General features: G+C 63.0%; 21 protein-coding genes. 7 read left to right on the top strand and 14 right to left on the bottom strand.

Annotated elements, in window-relative coordinates; genetic code table 11:
* Positions 1 to 35: 35 nt before the first annotated feature.
* From DQG19_RS08130 to DQG19_RS08115, 4 genes are all read right to left on the bottom strand, one after another.
* Positions 36 to 467 carry an FKBP-type peptidyl-prolyl cis-trans isomerase gene (locus tag DQG19_RS08130; protein WP_116125762.1) on the bottom strand — a complete coding sequence of 144 codons (432 nt, stop codon included), beginning with the start codon at positions 465 to 467 and terminating at the stop codon, positions 36 to 38.
* A 24-nt stretch (positions 468 to 491) separates the two neighbouring features.
* Positions 492 to 1,436 carry an alpha/beta hydrolase gene (locus DQG19_RS08125; protein WP_116125761.1) on the bottom strand — a complete coding sequence of 315 codons (945 nt, stop codon included), beginning with the start codon at positions 1,434 to 1,436 and terminating at the stop codon, positions 492 to 494.
* A gap of 108 nt (positions 1,437 to 1,544) precedes the next feature.
* Positions 1,545 to 2,657: a PepSY-associated TM helix domain-containing protein gene (locus DQG19_RS08120; protein ID WP_116125760.1), complete on the bottom strand. Its 1,113-nt coding sequence runs from the start codon at positions 2,655 to 2,657 to the stop codon at positions 1,545 to 1,547.
* 77 nt (positions 2,658 to 2,734) lie between these two features.
* Positions 2,735 to 5,113 carry a TonB-dependent receptor gene (locus DQG19_RS08115; RefSeq protein ID WP_116125759.1) on the bottom strand — a complete coding sequence of 793 codons (2,379 nt, stop codon included), beginning with the start codon at positions 5,111 to 5,113 and terminating at the stop codon, positions 2,735 to 2,737.
* A 483-nt stretch (positions 5,114 to 5,596) separates the two neighbouring features.
* On the opposite strand from DQG19_RS08115, the gene DQG19_RS08110 reads away from it, so the two are divergent.
* Positions 5,597 to 6,373, top strand: a complete 777-nt coding sequence (locus tag DQG19_RS08110; RefSeq protein WP_116125758.1) for a transporter — start codon at positions 5,597 to 5,599, stop codon at positions 6,371 to 6,373.
* Between the two features lie 20 nt (positions 6,374 to 6,393).
* Here the strand turns inward: DQG19_RS08110 and DQG19_RS08105 are convergent, their stop codons facing one another.
* From DQG19_RS08105 to DQG19_RS08095, 3 genes are read right to left on the bottom strand one after another with little or no spacing between them, the layout of a single operon-like run.
* Entirely contained in the window at positions 6,394 to 6,762 is a 369-nt protein-coding gene (locus DQG19_RS08105) for a hypothetical protein (protein WP_116125757.1), read from the bottom strand.
* Between the two features lie 51 nt (positions 6,763 to 6,813).
* Positions 6,814 to 7,320 carry a hypothetical protein gene (locus tag DQG19_RS08100; RefSeq protein ID WP_157974396.1) on the bottom strand — a complete coding sequence of 169 codons (507 nt, stop codon included), beginning with the start codon at positions 7,318 to 7,320 and terminating at the stop codon, positions 6,814 to 6,816.
* Positions 7,308 to 8,258 (bottom strand): carbon-nitrogen hydrolase family protein, encoded by a 951-nt coding sequence (locus DQG19_RS08095; protein WP_116125755.1) that lies wholly within the window; start codon positions 8,256 to 8,258, stop codon positions 7,308 to 7,310. The genes DQG19_RS08100 and DQG19_RS08095 overlap by 13 nt, the downstream gene beginning before the upstream one ends.
* 189 nt (positions 8,259 to 8,447) lie before the next feature.
* Between DQG19_RS08095 and DQG19_RS08090 the strand changes: the two genes are divergently transcribed.
* Positions 8,448 to 9,131, top strand: coding sequence for a porin family protein (locus DQG19_RS08090; RefSeq protein ID WP_116125754.1), 684 nt, complete (start codon positions 8,448 to 8,450; stop codon positions 9,129 to 9,131).
* 183 nt (positions 9,132 to 9,314) lie between these two features.
* Complete coding sequence (locus DQG19_RS08085; RefSeq protein WP_116125753.1) at positions 9,315 to 10,421, top strand: hypothetical protein; 1,107 nt, start codon at positions 9,315 to 9,317, stop codon at positions 10,419 to 10,421.
* A 4-nt stretch (positions 10,422 to 10,425) separates the two neighbouring features.
* Here the strand turns inward: DQG19_RS08085 and DQG19_RS08080 are convergent, their stop codons facing one another.
* Positions 10,426 to 11,877 (bottom strand): arylsulfatase, encoded by a 1,452-nt coding sequence (locus DQG19_RS08080; RefSeq protein WP_116125752.1) that lies wholly within the window; start codon positions 11,875 to 11,877, stop codon positions 10,426 to 10,428.
* Positions 11,878 to 12,079: 202 nt separating this feature from the next.
* Here DQG19_RS08080 and DQG19_RS08075 point away from each other — a divergent pair, with 202 nt between their 5' ends.
* Complete coding sequence (locus tag DQG19_RS08075; RefSeq protein ID WP_116125751.1) at positions 12,080 to 12,556, top strand: DUF1572 domain-containing protein; 477 nt, start codon at positions 12,080 to 12,082, stop codon at positions 12,554 to 12,556.
* 72 nt (positions 12,557 to 12,628) lie between these two features.
* On the opposite strand, the gene DQG19_RS21185 is transcribed toward DQG19_RS08075, so the two are convergent.
* Both DQG19_RS21185 and DQG19_RS21180 read right to left on the bottom strand, forming a co-directional pair.
* Positions 12,629 to 13,054, bottom strand: a complete 426-nt coding sequence (locus DQG19_RS21185; protein WP_198661688.1) for a DUF1080 domain-containing protein — start codon at positions 13,052 to 13,054, stop codon at positions 12,629 to 12,631.
* 27 nt (positions 13,055 to 13,081) lie between these two features.
* The gene (locus DQG19_RS21180) at positions 13,082 to 13,303 is read right to left on the bottom strand and encodes a hypothetical protein (protein ID WP_198661687.1); all 222 of its coding nucleotides are present in this window, start codon (positions 13,301 to 13,303) and stop codon (positions 13,082 to 13,084) included.
* A 680-nt stretch (positions 13,304 to 13,983) separates the two neighbouring features.
* Between DQG19_RS21180 and DQG19_RS08065 the strand changes: the two genes are divergently transcribed.
* Complete coding sequence (locus DQG19_RS08065) at positions 13,984 to 15,228, top strand: ADP-ribosylglycohydrolase family protein (protein WP_232826461.1); 1,245 nt, start codon at positions 13,984 to 13,986, stop codon at positions 15,226 to 15,228.
* A 1-nt stretch (position 15,229) separates the two neighbouring features.
* Here DQG19_RS08065 and DQG19_RS08060 read toward each other — a convergent pair whose 3' ends face one another.
* Genes DQG19_RS08060 through DQG19_RS08050 form a run of 3 tightly spaced genes read right to left on the bottom strand, consistent with a single transcriptional unit; the run spans position 15,230 to position 16,774 of the window.
* The gene (locus tag DQG19_RS08060) at positions 15,230 to 15,697 is read right to left on the bottom strand and encodes a hypothetical protein (RefSeq protein WP_157974395.1); all 468 of its coding nucleotides are present in this window, start codon (positions 15,695 to 15,697) and stop codon (positions 15,230 to 15,232) included.
* 27 nt (positions 15,698 to 15,724) lie between these two features.
* Positions 15,725 to 16,222: a hypothetical protein gene (locus DQG19_RS08055; protein WP_116125748.1), complete on the bottom strand. Its 498-nt coding sequence runs from the start codon at positions 16,220 to 16,222 to the stop codon at positions 15,725 to 15,727.
* Between the two features lie 33 nt (positions 16,223 to 16,255).
* Positions 16,256 to 16,774: a CIA30 family protein gene (locus tag DQG19_RS08050; protein ID WP_116125747.1), complete on the bottom strand. Its 519-nt coding sequence runs from the start codon at positions 16,772 to 16,774 to the stop codon at positions 16,256 to 16,258.
* A 69-nt stretch (positions 16,775 to 16,843) separates the two neighbouring features.
* On the opposite strand from DQG19_RS08050, the gene DQG19_RS08045 reads away from it, so the two are divergent.
* Positions 16,844 to 17,509 (top strand): hypothetical protein, encoded by a 666-nt coding sequence (locus tag DQG19_RS08045; RefSeq protein ID WP_116125746.1) that lies wholly within the window; start codon positions 16,844 to 16,846, stop codon positions 17,507 to 17,509.
* A gap of 50 nt (positions 17,510 to 17,559) precedes the next feature.
* A complete protein-coding gene (locus DQG19_RS08040; protein WP_116125745.1) occupies positions 17,560 to 18,591 on the top strand; it encodes a phosphotransferase family protein in 1,032 nt (343 codons plus the stop codon).
* Positions 18,592 to 18,637: 46 nt separating this feature from the next.
* Here DQG19_RS08040 and DQG19_RS08035 read toward each other — a convergent pair whose 3' ends face one another.
* Entirely contained in the window at positions 18,638 to 20,164 is a 1,527-nt protein-coding gene (locus DQG19_RS08035) for a hypothetical protein (protein ID WP_116125744.1), read from the bottom strand.
* Positions 20,165 to 20,182: the final 18 nt, after the last annotated feature.

Raw genomic sequence — 20,182 nt, 5'->3', positions numbered from 1 at the left:
GAATCGCGCCGCCGGAGGTAGTCTCACCATGCTGATTATTCGATCTCGACGTAGAAGATCAGGTCGCTGTTCGGGGGAATGCCCTGCCCCCGGCCCTTCGGACCGTAGCCTAGGGTCGCGGGTATGAAGAGGGAGGCTTCGTCGCCCCGGCGAAGAAGTGCAATAGCCTCCTCCCAGCCCGCCATTACCTCACCTTTGCCCAGGAGGAAACGTACGCCCCGGGGGGTACTGAAGGATTCCTCGAAGACCACCGGCTTATCTGCCAGCAGTCCGACGTAGTGGACCTCCACCCGCTGTCCGCGCTTGGTTGCCGGACCCTCGCCCGATTCGTGCATAACGTAGCCGAGCCCGGAAGGGGTGCGGATAGGTTCCACTTCCCCGTCCAGGTACTGTTGGCGGACAGTTTGGGCGAAAGCGATACGGTCCGTAGCGCGGGCCCGGAGCTTGGCTTTGGTAGGCTTCTTCACGGGGTCGGCCGGTCGGGCCGGTACCTATTTACCGGTGGTGGCGGGCGTGAGGAACTTGTTGACGTCCAGCCAGTGGGTGAAGGCGGGGAACCACTGGTTGCTGGTCCGGTCGGGGTTGCCCAGGCCGAAGCCGTGGCCGCCGTTCTGGTAGAGATGGAATTCTACGGGGATCTTCGCGTTGTACCAGGACTCGATCACCCCGAACTGACCGCCGAAGAGGAAATCGTCGGAGGCGATCGCGCTGAACATCGGGGGGGCATCCGCGGGCACGTCGACCGGACCCATACCGCCGTAGATCGGGCCGATGAAGGCCAGCTTCATCGTCTCGGAATTCAGGGTGGCGTGCATGGTCAGGCCGGCACCCGCCGAGAAGCCGATCATGCCGATGCGGTTCACGTCCACGCCCCATTCGTCCGCGCGGTCCACGATCATGGCGTAAGCGGCCTCGGCATCCTCCAGCTGGTCGGAGAGGTCGCGCTGCGGCCGGCGTGCCGGCGGCGCGTCGGTGGACGAAGAATCGGAGGGGGCAGGAGTACGGGGGCGGTTCATCCAGGCCGAGAAATCATCCAGCGATTCCTGGGTGGGGTGGAGGCGGTACTTGAGTACGAAAGCGGCGATCCCCTGCTCGGCCAGTGCTTCGGCAACTTCCCAGCCCTCGTTGCCCATCGACAGCCACATAAAGCCGCCGCCGGGCGCTACGATGACCGCCGTGCCGTTGGCCTTATCCGGGTCCGGGAGGAAGGGAGTAAGCGTGGCGGTGGTAATGTTGCGCGCCATGGGATCGCCCCACTGCCGGAACCAGCTTTCGGATGCGGGCTGGTCGTCGACCCCGCCCGTATTGAGCGGAATGGCGTTGGGCTCGTCCGGCGCGTCGAGGGGGTAGATGGTGCCGTCCTGGGCAGCAGCCGGGGCGGCCGTGGCCAGTAGGAAGAAGAGGACCGCAGAGCGGATAAGGAGGGAAGATTTCATTTTGCGCAATCGATAGTGTTGCGCTAAATATAGCTGAAACCTGCGGGACTGTACGGTTTATCGCAGCTACTTTTTCTGCTAAGCGCGTTGTCGCAACCGGCACCTGGGCTACCGCCGCCGCAGCTTACCCCACCAGATCAGGGTACCGGTGACCGGCAGGCTGGTTGCGATCAGACAGGCTAGGAAATACAGCACCTTCGACCACCAGCCGAAGATCTCACCGGTGTGTAGCGGCTTGATGGCCCCGGCGATGCGCTCGCCCAGGGACTTGTCGGCGTAGTTCACCCGCGCTAGTTCGGTCCCGCTCGCCGAGAGGTAAAGCTGGTCGTAGACGACGGGCGACCAGGAGGCAGCATCGTATTTGCGGATGCGGTAGGGCTCATCGGCTGCCCCCGGAAAACTGACATTCAACTCGCCGGGGTAGGGGAAGGCCGCCTGCGCGAGGGCGATGGCGCCGGCGGGCCCCACAGCCGTTTCGCCGGTCAGCGTCGGTAATTCAGGGCCGCCGCGGTCGAACACCTTCGCACCGATGACGCGGCTCAGTCCCTCCCGGTACCCTTCGAACGACCAGCACAGGCCCGTGAGGCACATCACGATCAGCAGGCCACAGGCGTAGAAACCCAGGGTATTGTGGAGGTCGTGGTTGAGCCGCTTGCGGCTGCCGTCGGTCTTGACGCGCAGGCCCTGCCGCAGGTTCTTCCACCGCAGCCGGCGGGGGAACCACAGCACGAGGCCCGATAGGGCCAGGAAGAGAAAGATGACGGTCGCTACGCCCACGATCGGCCGGCCGACCTCCGTGTCCAGCAGCAGCCACCGGTGCAGGAAGAACATGCTGCGGAAGAGCCCGGCGTAGGCACTCTCCCCCGCTTCGTGGATGGCGCCGGTGTAGGGGTCGACCAGGACGGTGCGTCCGCGGCGCTCGCCGGGGTCCTGCTTGACCGTGAACGACCACGGCTCCGTGGGTTCCGCGGGCAGGGCCACGCCCGTGACCGTACCGTAGTCCGCGGTCTCCAGCAGCTCGATCAGGCTGGCCACGGCGCGCGGTTCCCCCTCAGGCGTGACGGTTACCGGTTCCGCGCCGGCGGCCTTGATCTCGTGCTCGAAGGTGAGTACCGTGCCGCTCAGGCAGACGAGAAACAGAATTATGCCGCTGGCCAGGCCGAGCCAGAGGTGGAGGTCGTTCATCAGCGACCGGAAGGTGTAGGATTTTTTCTTTGCCATGGCAGGGAGGGTAAAGACGCGTGCCCCGACCGACTCCGTAGGCCGGTAGGGGACACGCTGGTAACGGATACGTAGATCTAAAAGCGGTAGCTCACGACGGCTGCGAAGTTGCGCGGGTCCGTCTGGTTGATGTAGCGGGTACGGTAGGCGTTGTAGCCGATGGTGTTCGTCAGGTTGTTGAGCAGCACGCGGGCCTGCCAGTGGTCGTTGAGGCGGTAGCCAATTTGAGCGTTAACCGTGGTGTAGGCGGCTACGTTGAAGGGCTCTTGGTTGGGTACGATGCCCTCGTGGGTGACGGGCCCCGCGCTCCAGTCGTTGATGGGCCGCGCCCCGGTGTAGTAGATGCCACCGCCCACGGTCAGTCCCTCCACGAGGGGGGCGAGATCGTAGTTCGCGTACACGTTCAAGGTGTGCTTGGGCGTGTTCAGCGGAGCGGAGCCGTAAACGAAGGAGGTGTGCTCCAGGTACTGCGCGTCCAGGTAGGCGTAGCCGGCGATGACCTCCAGCTGCCGCGTCAGGCGGCCGGTAAGTTCGAGTTCAATCCCTTGCCGCTGGTCGTTGCCGCCCTTGGCGTAGAAGCCGGTAGCTACCCAGTTTTCGTCGTAGACCGGCAGGTTGATGTTCCGGTTGTTGATGCGGTACAGGGTGAGGTTGGCCCGGAAACGACCGTCGCGGAAGTGGGTCTTTACGCCGGCCTCCAGCTGGTCGAAGCGCTCGTTGCCGAGTTCGCGGCCGTCCGCGTCGAGCCGGGTGGCCGTACGCGGGTAGGAACTGTTCGTGTAGGAAGCGAAGAGGTTTACCTGCTCGATGGGTGTTACGATCACGCCCGCCAGAGGATTGAGGGCGCCGCGGTGGGTGGTTTCGTCTTCCGTGATCGATTCGGTCACGCTGTAGCGGGCCCCGAGGAAGGTCTTCAGCCAGCCGTTGATGGTGATGACGTCCTGCGCCACCACGCCGATGCTGCGCGACTCCGATCCGCCGGTGCGGGGCCCCCCCAGGGCCAGACCGTCCGGTAGCTGGTTGTTCACCGCACCGAATACGTCGATGGTATCCAGTCCCGACGCGCTGCGCGAAGCGGTACTGAAGTCGGCCGTCCGGTAGTCGGTACCAATCTGGAAGGTGTGCAGCAAGCGTCCGGTGCGCAATTCGGTGCCGATCAGGTCGAGTTGCAGGACGCTGTTGCGGTCGTCGCGGGTGGAGGTGGAGTACCCGCGTCCGCGCAGGTTGTACCGCACTTCACCGGCTACGTCAAGTGCGTCGCCCAGGCTGGCGCCCTTGTTGTCGGAGTTGTATTTGGACCGGTACCAGGCGGCCCGCAGGCTCAGTTGATCGCTCAGCTCCCGGCGGAAGCGGGCGGAATAGTTCAGCGTACGTAGCACGTTGCGGTCATTAGCGTAGCCGAGGAAGCGGTCGGTGGGCAGATCGTAGATCGCGTTGATGTCGTTTTCCGCGAGGTTGACGGTCCCCAGGTCCGGGGTGCGGCTGTCGTCGAAGTACTCCAGTTCGAGGGTCAGGGTGGAGCGGGCATCCAGCTTGTACTCCGCGGAGGGATTGACGTAAAAGCGCTGGGAAGAAAGACCCGTGCGGTAGCCATCGGCCCGTTCCACGGCACCGTTGACGCGGAAGGCGAGGGTCTTGTCCTCGTTCAGGGGGCCGTAGGTATCGAAGGTCAGCCGGGCCTGCCCGAAGGAGCCGGCGCGAAGGCTGACCTGCCCGCCGGGGACGTACTGCGGCGTTTTCGTCACGATGTTGATGACCCCGCCCGGACTGCCCAGGTCGGTAGCGACTCCCTGGGTGATCGCCGCGGCGCCCTTCAGTACCTGGATGTTGTCTACGCCCTGCATATCGGTCAGGAAGCCCTGCCCGCGAAAGTCGCTGTGGACCCGCACCCCGTTCTTCAGCATCGGAATACCGCGAAATCCGCGGGCCGACATGCTCTCGGTGCGGCCGCCGTAGGTCGCGAAGGTGTACACCCCGGGCACGTTGCGCGTCGCATCCGCGATGGTCAGGGCGCCCTGCTGCTCGATCACCTTTTCCGAGATCACACTGATGGTCTGGATCTGCTCGTAGGTCTCCAGCGGCAGTCGGGTGAGGGCCTCGATCTTATCGGGGTGGCCATAGCGCGAACCAAATACTTCCACTTCCTGCAGGTTGGCGCCGGAGCGCAGGTGCAGGGTAAGCGGGGCGGCGTTTGCGGCGACCGTCAACGAGTCCTGGGTCGGTGCGTAACCCACCGCCGAAACGCGCAGCAGGTACTTTCCCTCCGGGACGTCCGCCAGAGAGAAGCGGCCATCCACGTCGGCCGAGGTGCCGCGGCCCAGGGGCTCCAGCCAGACGTTGGCGTACGGAATGGTCTGTTGCCCGGAGGTAGTAATCGTTCCCCGAACCGTGTGGGTCTGTCCGGTGAGGAGCGCAGAGGTAAGAGAGAGGACGGCAAGAAGTAAACGACGGGTCACGCTGGATTTATTTAGACTAATTACAGATAGGTCAAAGGTAGAAGTGCCATCCTGACTATGCCAGCCTGAGGGAATATTTTATTTAGAAAATATCTAAAGAGGCTGTTCCGCAGGACGTGCCCGGAGTGGCCGGTGGAGTAGTGGCCGGTCGACTAGTCGACCGGCCACTTACCGTACGGACCAGTTGCCGATTCTTAACCTACAGTTAACATCACTATCCAGAGAGTAGACTCCTAAGGTGTCTTTACGATCCAAGGATTGGCCGCCGTGTATTCGCCCTGCCTCGTTGAGCGGATGCGAGTAACCAGGAGCCTAGCGAATTCCGGGTATACCTGCCCTCCGAAGCACTGGACACTGTTATGTCCATGCCGTTGGCCACCCCACAATGGCAAACCGATACTCCATGAACTACACCAAACAAATAGCTTTTAGCCACTGCTATAGGGAAAGCCCCGGCTCCTTCGTCGGGCGGATATACTTAGTATGCAGCACGTGTACGTGTTCGGTCTGCTTGCGCTGCCGGCGTTGTTGGCAGGACAGTACAGCGAAACAATCAACTCCGGCCGGCCGGGGCAGTCGATCGGGGCGGTTCCGGTCGGGCGAGATATCTACCAGCTCGAAACGGGCCTTAGCATCAATTGGATAGGGGAGGGGGGCAACCAGATCGCCGACTACGCGGAAACCACCACCATCCGCGTCGGCGTCCTCGAGCGGCTGGAAGTCAACGTCGACGTCTCCGGGGCCAGCGTACTCGCTCCGGCGGATGGGCCGAACCACCGCGACCGGGGCATCAATAACACCGAGATCGGCATCCGCTACCAGGTTTTCGAGCAACGGGGGTGGCGACCCGCCCTGGCGGTACAGGGCCACCTGCTGCTGACCGCCCAGGACGAGGACTTCCGTCGGCCCCGCACCGGCAGCAGCTTTACGCTGATCGCCGATTGGGAATTCTCCGAAGCCCTGCTCGTAACCGCCAATCTGCTGCGCAGCTACAATGGAGATGGCACTCAAAACACGGAGTACGTGACTACCCTCGGGATGGAACTATCCGACCGCTGGAGCACCTATATGGAAGTCTACGGGGCCCTCAGCGAAACCGTGACCGCCAACTACGACGGCGGCTTCGCCTTTCTGATCGCCGACGACGTGGCCGCGGACGTATCCGCGGGCTGGCAGGGTCAGGACGGCCTCAACGATTACTTCCTCGATTTCGGCATTTCCTTTCGGATCAACGGCAGGAGGTCGATGCTGCCGGAATAGACCTTACCCACTCCTGTCGTTCAGATACGATACAACGGTATCTCTCCGAGCTCCTCATCCCGCAACTGCCGGATCCACTCCGCGGCCGTGCAGTAGCGATCGCTTTTTCCCGGCACGCGTACTCCCGCCGCCTCCAGGTAGTCGGCCAGTGGGGAGTAGGCCGCGACCGGAATGACCCGGTCCTCCAGGTAAGCCTGTACAGCCGGCTTGTCAAGCGTCAGGAGATGCGGGATATCGAGGTTCGTTTCGGTGGCTACCTCGGCGTCGGCCGCGTCGACCGCCGCCCCGCCGCCCGCTTCGTCGGCGTGGCGCAAAAGCAGCGTCATCAGCTTACCCAGCACCTTGCCCAGCCGTTCGGCTTCTTCCTTGAGTAGGTCGCGTTGTTGCATGCATCCGTAACCCCCGGCCGCGGGTCCGGGTTGCCGCCGACCGCGGCCGACTTACCGGAGAGTGGCCAGATAACGCTCCGCTTCCCCGTCGTTTTGGAAGATACGGACCGATTGGCCAGGCCGGTGGCGGGCCAACTTGTCGAGCAGCGGGCCTCTGCGGCGGCGGTTAAAGGTAGCTACGTAGCGGTAGAAGTCCGGGTCGAAGCGTTCCCGGCAACCGGGGGGCACGTCGGGGCGGGCGCGGCCGAAGTAGCTGAGACTTCGTTTCGTAATTCGCCAGAGGCAGGTTGCGGTGGAATAATCCAGGTATACGACTGTATCCGCACGGGCGAGACGAAGGTCCAGAGTGCCGCCGTAGTTGCCGTCGAGGATCCAGCGCTCACGTGCGGCCAGCGCGGTGACGGTGCTCCGCCACCGGTCGGGGTCGGCGGCCGTCCATTCCGGGAGCCAGTAGTGCCGGTCGAGGTGTTCTACGGGAAGGCCCGTCGCGGTGCCGAGTCGGCGAGCGAAGGTGGACTTGCCCGCTCCGCAACAGCCGATGACCATCACTCGTTGCACGGTGGAAATTCTATGTGCTGCAGCGGCGGCTGACCGTTCACCGTGAGGGCGAATACGTCGTGGCGCGCGTAGTGGCCCACTACGTCGAAATCCAGTTTACTCTTGGCGAGCAGGCCGAAGTCGAGGTCGGCGGTCAGCAAACCTTCGGCGTTCCAGAGTGGACCGGCCAGGACCTCCCCCAGGGGGGAAAGGATCACGCTGCCGCCGGCGCTCATTATATCGGGCGCTTCCGCGAGTGCAGTGCGGTACCGTTCCGGGTAGTCGGATTGGCGTACGTACTGATTGGCGGCGAGTACGAAGCACCGGCCTTCGAGGGCGATGTGCCGCATCGTGGCCTGCCACGACTCCCGCGCGTCGGCGGTGGGCGCCAGGTAAATTTGAACCCCCCGCTGATACATGGCCATCCGGGCCAGGGGCATGTAGTTTTCCCAGCAGATCAGTCCGCCCACCCGGCCCAGCGGCGTAGCGAAGGTGGTCAACGTGCTGCCGTCGCCCTCCGCCCAGAGGTAGCGTTCCAGTCCGGTGGGTTTCAGTTTTCGGTGCTTTCCGATCAGTTGGCCGTCGGGGGCGAAGTACAGCAGCGTACAGTAGAGCGAACCGCCGGTGGGCTCGCGTTCGGTGACGCCGACCGCTACGAAGATGCCCGCCGCCCGAACCGCCCGTCCGATCGTGTCGGTGTGCGGGGAGGGTACTTCGATGCTGTTGGTCCAGTAGTCCAGCCACTGCTCCCGGCTGGAAGCGGTTCGCTGACCTACGGTGGCGTCGTAGGTGAGTCCGCGGGGGTAACAGGGTATAAAGGATTCGGGGAAAAGCAACAGTTCGCAGCCCGCGGCCGCCCCCGTGGCGATCCAGGTGCACACGCGCGCGACCGACCCCGCGAGGTCAAACAACTCGGGGGTGGCCTGTACGACGCCGACTTTGACCATCCTGGGTGGCATACCTGCTTTTGTTGACCAAGGTAAGACCGGGTCAGCAATCCTTGGGTCACGAACCCAGGGACCTTTCGGAACGGGACGGACCCCGCACCCGCGCGCCACCGGCCCCTTAACTAACCTTAACCACTGCTTTAACCAATCCTTTGCGCCAGTCCGTCATCGCTGTCCGTTTGAGGAAGCAAATTGACTACCATGAAAACCCAACTGCTTGCTCTCTTTGCTTTATTACTCACCGGAACCGTTGCGGCCCAGACCAGCTGGGGCATTCGCGTCGGTGCCGGTCAAACCGACATTCGCTCCGGAGAAACCTTTGACATGCTGACGGACCGGATGGACGCCATTGGAACCACTTCCTTCGGGGCCTTTGTGGAAGTACCCCTAACCCCCGACCTGACCCTGCGGCCCGGATTGGAGTACAGCAGCCGCGGAACGAGCGTGGGGCTTACCGACGACGTCGAGCTCCTCGGCGTGAAGCTACCGATCGGTGCCCGCGCCAAGACGCGTTTCAACTACATTGACGCACCCCTGCTGCTCCAGTATACCCTGCCCACGGAGCGTGGCGTACGTCCTTACCTGATTGCCGGGCCAACCGTCGGCTACGCCACGGGCGGTAAGCTGACCACGTCGGCCAAGGCCATCATCGAACTGAACCTGTATTCCACCCCAGTGGACCTGGATGCGATCCGCTACGACCGCTTCAACGTGGGACTGATCGGCGGGGCGGGCCTGAAGGCCCGGCTGGGCGAATTCAGCAGCCTCTTTCTGGAGGCCCGCTACGAGCACGGCCTCAGCCAGCCGTACGACGTGCCCGTGATCAAGGACAAGGTCGGATTTCAGGGCTGGAACGTAGGTGCCGGCGTAAGTTTCGCTCTGTAAACTCCACCCCGACACCGCACATCCGATGTCGGGGGTTAACCCAGCGGCCCGCCGGGTGTTGCATAGGGGTACCGGGCGGCGGGCGCGATTATGATGGGAATCTGACGTCCCACGGTTGAACCCCGCCGCCCGCTGCGCCTTACAGACCGGTGGCCCGACCCGTACGGGCCCGAAACCGCGCATATGCCCTACCGATTCCTTTGTTATATCCTCTTCCTCTGCGCCCTTACCCTTGCGAGCTGCGACCGCCCCCGGGGCGGGACGGCGGCCAAGCGCGGCACCTGGCTCTACATGGGGGCGGGTATGGGCGAGGGCAAGTTGGTCCACGGCGACCTGCTCCGCCTGCAGGGCAAGCTGCTGGTCCTGCATAATCTGGTGCAGCGGCGGGACTCCGTCATCAACCTGGATCATATCGAAGACAATCTGCTGCTGCTGCCCATCGAGACCCTGCTGCTCCGTACCGGCCAGCTGGGACAGTATCCCTCGCAGCTGCTCCACCTTGATCCCCCCAACCAGCCGCTCGATACCGCCTTACTGCTCTCGCGCCCGTTCACGTACACGGCGGAGGGGCGGACCTACTGGACCAGTTTCGAGCCATCCTACAGCGGCGACAATTTCCGCAAGCGAGACAAGGCGCTCGATTTCGTCAATCACATCAAGGATTATGCCGGTACCGAACCGGGACTTGAATTTTCGGAGTACTCCCTCTATACCGGATACGAACAGCCCATCCTGATGCTCAGCGAACGCAACGGCCTGACCTACGGCCGCACCGTAGCGGTGCTGATCGATACGGTCGGGACCGACTTTTTCGGTGGGCGGACGTTCCAGGGAGCGGACAGTAATTTTCCGGATACCCTGTTGTTCCGTGCCGCGCCGCTGCTGCCGGGCGACTATACGGCGGAGTCCTTTGTAGCTGCGGTCAACAGCGGATATTCCCAGAGCCGGCTGCTGCTGGAGCCGGAGCCCGAGCGGATCCTCGACGAACCCAAGCGCATCCCCAACCGCAGCTACATTGACCCGGGCGACCTGGGGCTGATCAGTGCCAGCTTCCTGGATGACGGTACGGTCATGTTCCTGTCCGACGACCACATCATCCTGGAAGGCAGCTACGTGCTGGACCTCGATAAGGGGTTGCTGACCGTCTCCGGAAAGGACTGGACTACCTACCACGTCTTTATCGACGTGGAGGACGGGATCACTTTCACGCTTCCCGTATCCGTGGTCGAGCTGAAGGGAGGGCGCCTGGCGGGGGCGGACAATTACCTCGAGGTAGACGTGATCGAGTAGACCACTACCTGGCGACAAAGGGGAAGACTGACGACTCCGAATGACTTACCCGGATGAGGGAATCCAGCCGCGCCACCACAGCGGGGTGCTGGCCGGCCAGATCGTGCTGTTCGCCGGGGTCGGTCTGCAGGTCATAAAGTTCCAGGGCGGCGGCAGGGTCTTCCAGCACCCCGTAGCGAACTCCCTTCCACCGTCCTTCCCGTACCGCGACACGACCGCCGCGTTCGTGGAACTCCCAGTATAAGTGGCCATGCTGCCGCTGTTCGGCCGGCCGGCCTTCCAGTACGGGCAAAAAGGAGATGCCGTCCAGGTTTTTGTCGACGGGTTGGCCCGTTAGCTCCGCCAGGGTGGGGTAGACGTCCCAGAACGCGGATATGTGATCGGAGGTCCGCCCCTGCGGAACGGTTCCCGGCCAGGAGGCAATCATCGGCACGCGGATGCCGCCCTCGTAGAGATCGCGTTTGTAGCCCCGGAAGGGACCGTTGCTAAGAAAGAAATCCGGATCGGCCCCGCCCTCCACGTGCGGCCCGTTGTCGCTGGTGAAGATGACCAGGGTGTTCTCCGTAAGCCCGAGATCGTCCAGTTTGTCGACAATCTCACCGACCTGTTGATCGATGAGGGAGACCATGGCGGCAAAGGTGGCGTGCGGCCGTGCTACCGAGCCGTAGGCTCCGTCCTTGTAGCCGGGCCCGCTGTCGCGACCCTGCCAGGCTTCTTCCGGGCCGAACTGTTCCGCGAAGTGGGTAACGAGCGAATCGGGGGCCGCCAGTTCCGCATGGGGCATCACGTTGGGGTAGAACAGGAAGAAGGGCCGGTCGCGGTGCCGCTCAATGAAGGCCAGCGCCCGCTCGTGAATGCGGGTAGGGGCGAACGTGGCGGTACCGGTGCCCGCGTTGCCGGGCAGCGAATCCCGCTGCTGATCCTCCCGGAGGTAGTAGGGGTAGTAATTGTGCGCCAGCCGCTGGCAATTGTAGCCGTAGAACTCCCCGAACCCCTGTCGGCCGGGCGCCCCCTCGGAGCCGGGATAGCCGAGGCCCCATTTCCCGAATGCGCCGGTGGCGTAGCCCGCCTCCGCCATCAGCTCGGCCAGGGTACGGATACTGTCGGGGATCGGCCACTGCCCCTCGGGCTGCACTTCCTTATTGCCGCGGATAGGGGTGTGGCCCGTGTGGAGGCCCGTCATCAGGGAAGCGCGGGAGGGCGCGCAGACCGTACTGCCCGCATAGTGCTGGGTGAAACGAATCCCGCGCTCCGCCAGCCGGTCGATATTGGGCGTGGTGAAGCGCCGCTGGCCGTAGCTGCTCAGGTCGCCGTAGCCAAGGTCGTCGACCAGAATGTAGACGACGTTGGGCGGTCTGGCGGGCGCGTCTTCCGTGGGCCCCGGGGTTTCCGGCGAGCCGCACGCCAAGTACAAAAGCAGCAAGCAGGCCAATAACGGGTCGGTAGGGGTGGGCATATCCTCCGTAATATATCGAATACGCCATTGCTGGGCCGGGAATCCCGCCCGACCGCTGTCTGGGGCAGGATAGCCGGGGTATACCCGTTTTAGATCCCGACCGGTATACCTTCACGGGGTGGCGGGCCCGTCTACCGCCCGGCCGGCAAAGCTGACGCAATCCATCTTGCCCGCTACCGGACAATGCGGTACTTTTCGCTTCATGCACCTCTCCCGTACCCTCGCCCAAAAAGTCCGCGAAGCCTTCGAAGGCGGCAACTGGACCTCCGTATCCTTCAAGGAAAAACTCGCCGACGTCACCTGGCGGGAGGCCACTACCCGCATTGGCGATCACCATTCCATTGCGGCTTTAGTGTACCACGTCGACTACTACTTCGCCGGCGTAATCCCCGTGCTGCGCGGCGGGAAGTTGGAGATTCGCGATAAATTTTCTTTCGATCATCCCATCATCTCCGACGAAGACGACTGGCAGAAATTGCTACGAGATACCTACTTGCACGCTACCACCTTTGCGGACCTGGTGGCGGCCTATCCCCCGGAGAAGCTGTCGGAAGTATTTACGGAGGAAAAGTATGGTGATTACCACCGCAACTTTCACGGTATCCTCGAGCACTGTTACTACCACCTGGGGCAGATATCCCTGCTTAAGAAACTGATACGCGCGCAGGCCTCCGGCTAGGGGTATCGACCGACAGCCGCCAGTCCCGGAACTCCACCTTCGTGGGCGGGCCTACGTGTACCTGTACCCCGATCAGCCCCCCCGGCGGCGGTGGACGGGGTCCCTGTCGGTGATGTCGCTCATCAGCACGCCGTTCACGTAGTGTTGGAGCCGGTTGCCGCGGGCTAGGATCCGGTACGTATTCCAGTCGTTGTCGCGGATGGCCGCCCGGAGTGCCCCATCGTCACCCAAGGAAGCTACCACCTGGCGGGCCGGCCACCGGTTATCTTCCGGCCCGTTGGCAGGTGCGGAGGTATCCACCGGCGGCAGCACTACGTGCTCGCCGCGACGTGCCACGGTGGTACGCCCCCGTTCCTCGTAGTTCATACCCGTATACTTGTTGGCGTAGTCGATATCCGCTTGGTAGCCGCGCAGAGCGTACGCCAATCCGGCTACCGCTTCGCTGCGGTAGTTGATCCCGCTGTTTCCGCCCGGGGAGATCCTGTAGGTTACCTGCAATGCAAAATCCTCCGGTCGGCCGCCGCGTCAAATCAGGAAGGTATTGCGGTCGACTACCGTTTCGGGGGTGATTTCCCCGATCAACACGCTGTCCTCAACCCGCCAGTAGGTGGGGTCGCCCTCCCAGCCCGTCAGGTCGGTACCGTTGAAGATCTCTGTGCCACCGCCGGGGATCGATGACCCGGAGGGCGAATCGGCGGAGCAGGCAGAGATGGAGAGCAGGAGCAGGAAGACAAGAGGACGGAGCATAGGAGAGCCGGAGGGTACGGTGCCCCCCCTAAGGTAGGAGATGGCCGCCGGTAGCCCGGTTGCGGTGATTCGGCCCGGCCGCCGGGGTTGATCGTTTCGCTGTACTGTCTCGTCGGCTACGCTGGTAGGGCAGGGGGGACGCGCAGGTACACGTGCCGCATACGGAGTATATCCGACCCACGAAGGAGCCGGGACATACTTTAAAGCACTGGCCGGGGGGATATTTGTTGGGTGTAGATCACGGAGTTCGGCTGTGCCGATAGTAGGTGTCCGGCGGCGAGGATTTACCATTGCCCGGTACTTCGGAGGGCAGGTAACACCCGCGATGGCTCAAACAACGCCATTGCTCGCTTCCCCGTGACGCGGGACGAACAATTCGCCGCGCCATTATCGGGGCAGGTTTACGCCCTACGGGTCCATTATCCGTAGAGTGATGTTAACTGCAGGTTAAGGATCCCAAACTGGTCCGTACGCTAAGTGGCCGGTCGACTAGTCGACCGGCCACTCCTGCACCGGCGACTCCTGCACCGGCGACTTCGCCCTTGGCCCGGCGGGAATTACCTTGGGTACTTGATCATTGCCCGTTGTTTATGTCGTCGTTATGTTTCCTGCTATCTCTGTTGCCGTTCTGTTCGCCCGCGATGGATTCCGTGCCCCCCTGCCCACCCACCAGCACGATCGTGGCCCAAGCCGACTGGGTCACCATTGACCGTACCCGCTACGCCGACCGCCTGTACGGGTTCTGGCTCGGACAATGTATTGCCAACTGGACCGGTCTGGTCACCGAGATGGACAAAATCGGTAACGTGGGGGAGGTGAAGACCGGCGCGTTCTACACCCGCGCCGACTGGGGACAACCGGACCAACCGAGTATCTGGGCGGAGGGAGTGCCGAGCGACCTTTCCCCGACCATAGACTTCGTCTTCCGCGGGGCGGATGAGGTATGGGGAGCCGACGATGACACCGATATCGAGTACATGTACCAGCACCTGCTGGCGCGGTACGATACTGCTTTTCTCACGCCGGAAATGATCCGCGAAGGATGGCTGACCCACATCCGCCCGGACGAGGAAAACTACCTCTGGGTAGCCAACCAGCGGGCCCTCGATCTGCTGGGGGAAGGCATGCTTCCCCCCGACACGGGGTCACCCGTAAACAACGAGCACTACGACATGATTGACGCCCAACTCACCACGGAGGTGTTCGGCTTCTTCGCCCCCGGCCGGCCGGACATCGCGCGCAGTATGGCGTACCTGCCTATCCGGACCGTAGCGTCGGGCGAGGCTGCCCACATTGCCGAGCTTTACGTAACGATGTATTCTCTGGCGGCCGTGGTGCCGGATAGCTTGTCTCCGCGCGACCAAGTCCTTGAACTGGCCGCCGCGGCCCGCCCCGTCCTGCCCGATACCGGCTACGCCGCGGCCATGTATGATTTCGTCCTGGATGAATACCTGGCGGGCACTCCGTGGGAAGCGACGCGTGACTCCCTGTACGAACGCTACCAGGTACGGCAGGCCGACGGATACGACGTTACCTCTCGCGGACTTTACTGCAACGGCTGCTTTGCGGCGGGTATCAACTTCGCGGCGGGAATGGTGAGCCTGTTCTATGGCGAGGGGGATATTGTGGAAACCATCAAAATCGGGACGCTGGCCGGTTGGGACTCCGATAATCCCACGGCCACCTGGGGAGGCCTGCTCGGATTCCTGTTGGGGCGGGGAGGCGTGGAGCAGGCCTTCGGTCGCACCTTTTCCGACCGCTTTAATATCCACCGGACCCGCCGGGGCTTTCCGCGCGGCGGCCTGGATACCTTCCCCCGCATGGCCGCGGAGGGCGTGGGGATCGTCGACCGGGTGGTCACCTCTGCGGCGGGCGGCAAGGTAGACTGCGACCGGGGAAGGTGGATCGTACCCGCGCCGCGCTAGCCTACTGGCTGCGGTCCTCCCGTGCCGACTTGGCGATCCTGCCGCCGGGGTCGAGATACAGGACGTTGATATCGCGCGCCGCCAGCTGTATTTCTACTTTGTGGATGAAGCGGTTGAACTTCTGTACGTGGTGAATAGGAACCTTGTACACCCGCTCCGGAGTGAAGAGCTTGAGGTACAAGCGGCGGTGTGCCCCCGAGGAATCATCAAATTCCTGCTGTACGATCACCCGGCGGATGGTCGACAGGTGGACTCTTCGGGTAGTGCCCGAAACTTCTTTCCACACAATGGACCGGGCTTCCAGGCGAATGGGGCCGGACGGTTGGCGTCCTACAAAGTACCACCATACGCCTACGAGAGTGAATACAATCAGGATGCGGCGCAGGTCCTGTACATCTAGGCCTCCGTCGATCCACAGGAGGGCCACAAAGAATAGTGCCCCGAGGATCCAACCTACGGACCGCTTCATACCCCGTGCGCGGTTGGCCCCGGCATATCAGATCCCCTCACGCAGACTGCGCGTGGATACGGTGTCGCCCTCGAGAAACCTGAGTTCCACCGGGTAGGCGCTCAGCCGCTCGCCGAGTACGTCGAGAAAATTCTCCGGGTCGACTAAATGAGAAATCCGCAGCCGCACCGGACCGTCGGGCGTATAGAGGGTGAGGATTGTCTTGCTATCGCTAAAGGCGGTGTATTCTTCTTGGACGGTTACCAGCCGCAGCCGGTCGAGCCGCAGGCACAGGCTACCCGGCAGGAAGGTGTGATGATAGACATGCTCGGTCGTAAGCCCGATACCCGTCGTGAGCAGGTGCTGCCAGTGATAGACGATCACCCCGGATACCCCGAACACGGTGGAGGCCCGGAGAAGGTCGTACAGGGTAAACGCACCGTCGACGAATAAACTGATAAAATATACGACGCAGCCCACCACCAAAAACCGGACGCAGGCGCGCGGGAAAGGCTGGTATGAATGGAGGGTCTGGCGGGTGGGCATAGCCGAATATACACGTTCCCCGAGATAAATGCGCTACAAAATTTCGATCCGGTCGACGAGTAAGCTAAACGCCTGATCGCGGCCGTTGGCGATCAGAAAGCCGATCTCGGCGATCCTCCCATCCGCGAAATTGGGGCGGTCCAGGCGGTCGCCCCGCCGCACGGGGTACATCTCTTCCAAGGGGATTTCGATGATTTGCCAGTCGCCGCTGGTCGTAAAGGGATAGGTATAGGAGAATTCGGCATTGACGTCCTCACGTATCCGGAACTGGTACTCGCTACCGTCGCCCTTGACGCGGAGGAACAGCTGCTTGCGCCCCGTGGCATCCACCGGCTCGCGCAGGGCGTGCCGCACGGAAGAGAAACCACCTCCGTCCGTAGATACGTCGCCGTAAAAGCGCCCGTGGTGCTCTTCGGTCACCGCGAAGTGACCCTCGGAGTGGCCGCCCATGACGATGTCGTCTACCACCTTCCAAAGGGCGGCAACGGAGTAGGCATTGAATACGTAGAGTTCGACGGGTGGCTGCATGATGTACTGTTTTTGGTACCGCATAAAAGGTCGTGTTACCGGCTAAAGTTCCCCTTGTCCGCGGTAACCTGCACGGAGTACCTTCGTGCGCCCATGGACCGTTTTTACCCCCCTATCGCTGTTATCTGCCTGTACCTGCCACTCTTGCTGTTCGGTTGTGTAGGGCATAAGAAGTATACCCGAATTCTAGAGGAAGAAGTGGCGGCCCTGTCCGTTCCCGTAGGCCGGGCGGAAGGAAGTTGGCTATCCCTATCCCTGCCCGATAGCCTCTCCTCAGAGCTAGACGTGAAAGTCATCCACGCGCGCTTCATCCCCGCCGTACTGTACTGGGGCTGGAACGCTACCCTCGACTGTACCCTGCCGGCCCCCCTGTTGGCGGACTGGTTCGCCGAGGGGGCGACCGCGGCGGCCGATAGCCTAGGCATTCGCGACCGGCCGGACGGTGGGGTGACCGTCCGTTTCGAGCAGCTGCCCGCAAGATTCGTCTTTACGGACCGCGGCGCGGTGCTGGTGTTGCTGGTTGCCTACACTACGAGCGAGGTGGAGGGAATCATACCCGGCGAGGCGCCGCTAGAGTTCTCCTACACAATGGCGGATAGCCATGGAGCAGGACGGGCCCTGTTCGCTACCGGCCTGGACCCGGTACTGAATCCGGGCCTGTCTACCCGTCGCTTTACCCGCGGCTACCTGGTGGACCTGCGACGGGCGGTGCGGCAGGCGGGGGCGGAATGGGTATCCGACCGCTACGGCGCGGAATAGGGGCGCGGGGGCCCACGGCGAAAACCGCGGGCTTTTCCGACCTTTCCAAAATGGACACCCGCCCCGGAGAAGAACTGCCCCTCGAATCACTCGAACCCTACCTGCGCCAAAACCTACCGGGGGCGGAAGGTGCGCTCTCCGTCACGCAATTCCGCGGTGGTCACGCCAACCTGACCTACGAACTTACTTTCGGTCACCGCGCCTTTGTACTGCGCCGCCCGCCCTTCGGTACGATCGCGCCCGGCGCCCACGACATGCGTCGGGAATACCAAGTTCTTTCGCGCCTGCCGGAAGCCTTCGCACCCGCGCCCCGCGCCCTCCTGCTGTGTACCGACCCGCAGGTGATCGGTGCCGACTTCGTGGTCATGGAACGACGGTACGGGACGGTGGTCCGCTACGCGCTGCCCGAGGTCTTCCAAGGAACATCCGATGTGCAATACCGCCTGACCGACGCCCTGATGCGGGCGACGGCCGACCTGCACCGAGTAGACGTAGACGCGGTGGGGTTGGCCGATCTGGGCAAACCCACGGGCTTCGCCGCACGCCAACTGCGTGGTTGGACCAAGCGCTGGGAATTGTCCAGGACCGAAGCGAACGCCGATATGGACATGCTCGTCCGGGAACTTCCGCGCGATATCCCGGAGCCGCAGGCCGTATCGATCGTACACGGCGACCTCAAGTTCGATAATTGCCAGTTCCAGCCGGAAAATCCGGACCGGGTCACCTCGGTATTTGACTGGGACATGGCCACCCTGGGTGACCCGCTGGTCGACCTGGCCGGGACCCTCAGCTTCTGGCCGGAACCCACCATCGACGCCGGGGCCATGCCGATCCCCCTGCTGCGCGGCTACTGGCCCGACAAGGCCTACCTCAAAGCGCGCTACGCGGAATACACCGGCTACGATCTGGGGCGCATGCCCTGGTACGAGGCCTTTGCCTGCCTCAAAACGGCCGTGATCGCGCAGCAGCTGTACCGGCGGTACGTTGACGGGGGCACCCAGGACGAGCGGATGGGCAAATTCGGCGACGCGGCGCGTGCCTTTGCCGCGCTGGGGGTGCAGAAACTGGGCCAAGGGCGATAGGGGAAGCGGTCGAGTATACCGGAAGTACTACCCGCATCACGCCGTACTACCGATCCGAAGGTGCGCCGCGTTCCTCTATACGAGCCAGGAAGTCCTGCAGCCACTGACGGGCGTACAGTTTCCGCGGTTGCTGCACGAGCCGGCGAATCTCCTCCAGGGGGCGCGGCCGGCGGGAATAGGGGTCGATGTGGGTAAGTAGGAGGCGTGAGATGCGCAGGAAGTGTTTGAGTGACGGGGAGGTTGCGCGTCGTTCTTTTCCGGCCTTTCGCTCCACGTGTTTCTCGAGGGTTCGGAGTGCGGCCCTGGCCTGTTTGCGGTGCTGGTTCTGCCGGTCTTGTCTAAATAATTCCAGTCCGATGCGGAGCCTGTACGACTTCAGCCGGAGATCATCCTGGGCGGTGAGCCGCAGGCCAAGCTGGGTGAAGGAGATGATTTCGTCCAGCGCCCGCTCCAGCTTACCGAGGTGGAAGTACTCCGCAATCACCGCCAGCCGGCGAGTCTGCTCCCGGTGATCGGGGTGCAGGTGCCGGATGAGGGCCTTACGGACGGGCACCGACTCCGCTGCTAATCCACCGGTGAGCATGAGGTGCAACTCGTCGGTAACGAAGCCCGGTGGCAGGGGGCGATATTCGGCGTAAGCGTCCCGCCGGAGTAACCTGACCGGCCAGGCCGCTACTTCCGCTGCCGGTAGCGGCGTACCGTCCCGGTAGCGGCGCAGCATATGATCCCGTAGAGACAGGTACAGCAGTGCGCGTTGGTCACGTTCCAGTCGGGGGGCGAGGCGTACGAACGAGCGCACGAGGCGACGGTAGGTAATGGGGTCGTGGGTCTTCGACTGCCGGAGCGACTGCATCATCTGGTGCAGTCGCAGCAGTCGGGCGTCGAGTTCCTCCGCCGTGTTTGGTGCCTGGGTCATCGGTTCAGCTTTTCTGCGGACCGGAGGCCGGGTGATGCCTTCGCAGCGGTAGGTCGCGGTCGCGATATTGCCGAGCATCGCTTTCCGACGGCTGGCGCTGGCCGAAAGCCGTACCAGCTCGGGCTGCGCCGGCAGCGCCAGGGTGTGGTGATATGCGGCATCGGCGGCGGCCCAGCGGTGAAAGGCGCCGTGTTTGCCTCCGGAAATGCGTGCCGCGGCCGACTCGTATTCCCCGATGGCCCGCGCCCGCAGCCGCCCCTGCACGGCGTGCCGTAGTGATTCCACGCGCTGCCGGCAGCGCTCGACGGGTTGGGTCCGCAACCATTCGTGGGCGTGAAAAGCGGCCAGGTGCTCCAGAAGGTCTTTGATACCGTTCAGCAGCTTCTGGCGGTCGCGTCTGAAATCTTCCCGGCCAAATGAGTGTCGCAGGAGCACGGCCACGTCAAGCACTGCCACATCCGACCGTCTCCGGTGCCCGACGATTGTCGCCAGCAGGTCGGCTTGGCCACTTGCCTGGTTGACGAGGTAGGGTGAAGCCAAGTAGCGCCGGAAGGCTTCCAGCCTATCGGGCAGGATAAGGTCCAGCCAGTCCCGGAGTAATAGCGCCTGCTTACTCCAAATGATTTTGTCCCGGTATCTGAATTCAATACACTGCATTTGACTGACATTGGGGTT

It is taken from the genome of Lewinella sp. IMCC34183 (assembly GCF_003390915.1).
GTDB lineage: Bacteria > Bacteroidota > Bacteroidia > Chitinophagales > Saprospiraceae > Neolewinella.
The sequence above is the reverse complement of the archived record's forward strand: the minus strand, read 5'-3'. Positions and strand labels throughout refer to the sequence as shown.

Excerpts from the sequence above, each read along its gene's own strand:
- DQG19_RS08125 (WP_116125761.1), bottom strand. The coding sequence starts at position 1,436 with ATGAAATCTTCCCTCCTTATCCGCTCTGCGGTCCTCTTCTTCCTACTG.
- DQG19_RS08120 (WP_116125760.1), bottom strand. The coding sequence starts at position 2,657 with ATGGCAAAGAAAAAATCCTACACCTTCCGGTCGCTGATGAACGACCTC.
- DQG19_RS08110 (WP_116125758.1), top strand. The coding sequence starts at position 5,597 with ATGCAGCACGTGTACGTGTTCGGTCTGCTTGCGCTGCCGGCGTTGTTG.
- DQG19_RS08105 (WP_116125757.1), bottom strand. The coding sequence starts at position 6,762 with ATGCAACAACGCGACCTACTCAAGGAAGAAGCCGAACGGCTGGGCAAG.
- DQG19_RS08095 (WP_116125755.1), bottom strand. The coding sequence starts at position 8,258 with ATGCCACCCAGGATGGTCAAAGTCGGCGTCGTACAGGCCACCCCCGAG.
- DQG19_RS08090 (WP_116125754.1), top strand. The coding sequence starts at position 8,448 with ATGAAAACCCAACTGCTTGCTCTCTTTGCTTTATTACTCACCGGAACC.
- DQG19_RS08085 (WP_116125753.1), top strand. The coding sequence starts at position 9,315 with ATGCCCTACCGATTCCTTTGTTATATCCTCTTCCTCTGCGCCCTTACC.
- DQG19_RS08080 (WP_116125752.1), bottom strand. The coding sequence starts at position 11,877 with ATGCCCACCCCTACCGACCCGTTATTGGCCTGCTTGCTGCTTTTGTAC.
- DQG19_RS08075 (WP_116125751.1), top strand. The coding sequence starts at position 12,080 with ATGCACCTCTCCCGTACCCTCGCCCAAAAAGTCCGCGAAGCCTTCGAA.
- DQG19_RS21180 (WP_198661687.1), bottom strand. The coding sequence starts at position 13,303 with ATGCTCCGTCCTCTTGTCTTCCTGCTCCTGCTCTCCATCTCTGCCTGC.
- DQG19_RS08060 (WP_157974395.1), bottom strand. The coding sequence starts at position 15,697 with ATGAAGCGGTCCGTAGGTTGGATCCTCGGGGCACTATTCTTTGTGGCC.
- DQG19_RS08055 (WP_116125748.1), bottom strand. The coding sequence starts at position 16,222 with ATGCCCACCCGCCAGACCCTCCATTCATACCAGCCTTTCCCGCGCGCC.
- DQG19_RS08050 (WP_116125747.1), bottom strand. The coding sequence starts at position 16,774 with ATGCGGTACCAAAAACAGTACATCATGCAGCCACCCGTCGAACTCTAC.
- DQG19_RS08045 (WP_116125746.1), top strand. The coding sequence starts at position 16,844 with ATGGACCGTTTTTACCCCCCTATCGCTGTTATCTGCCTGTACCTGCCA.
- DQG19_RS08040 (WP_116125745.1), top strand. The coding sequence starts at position 17,560 with ATGGACACCCGCCCCGGAGAAGAACTGCCCCTCGAATCACTCGAACCC.
- DQG19_RS08035 (WP_116125744.1), bottom strand. The coding sequence starts at position 20,164 with ATGCAGTGTATTGAATTCAGATACCGGGACAAAATCATTTGGAGTAAG.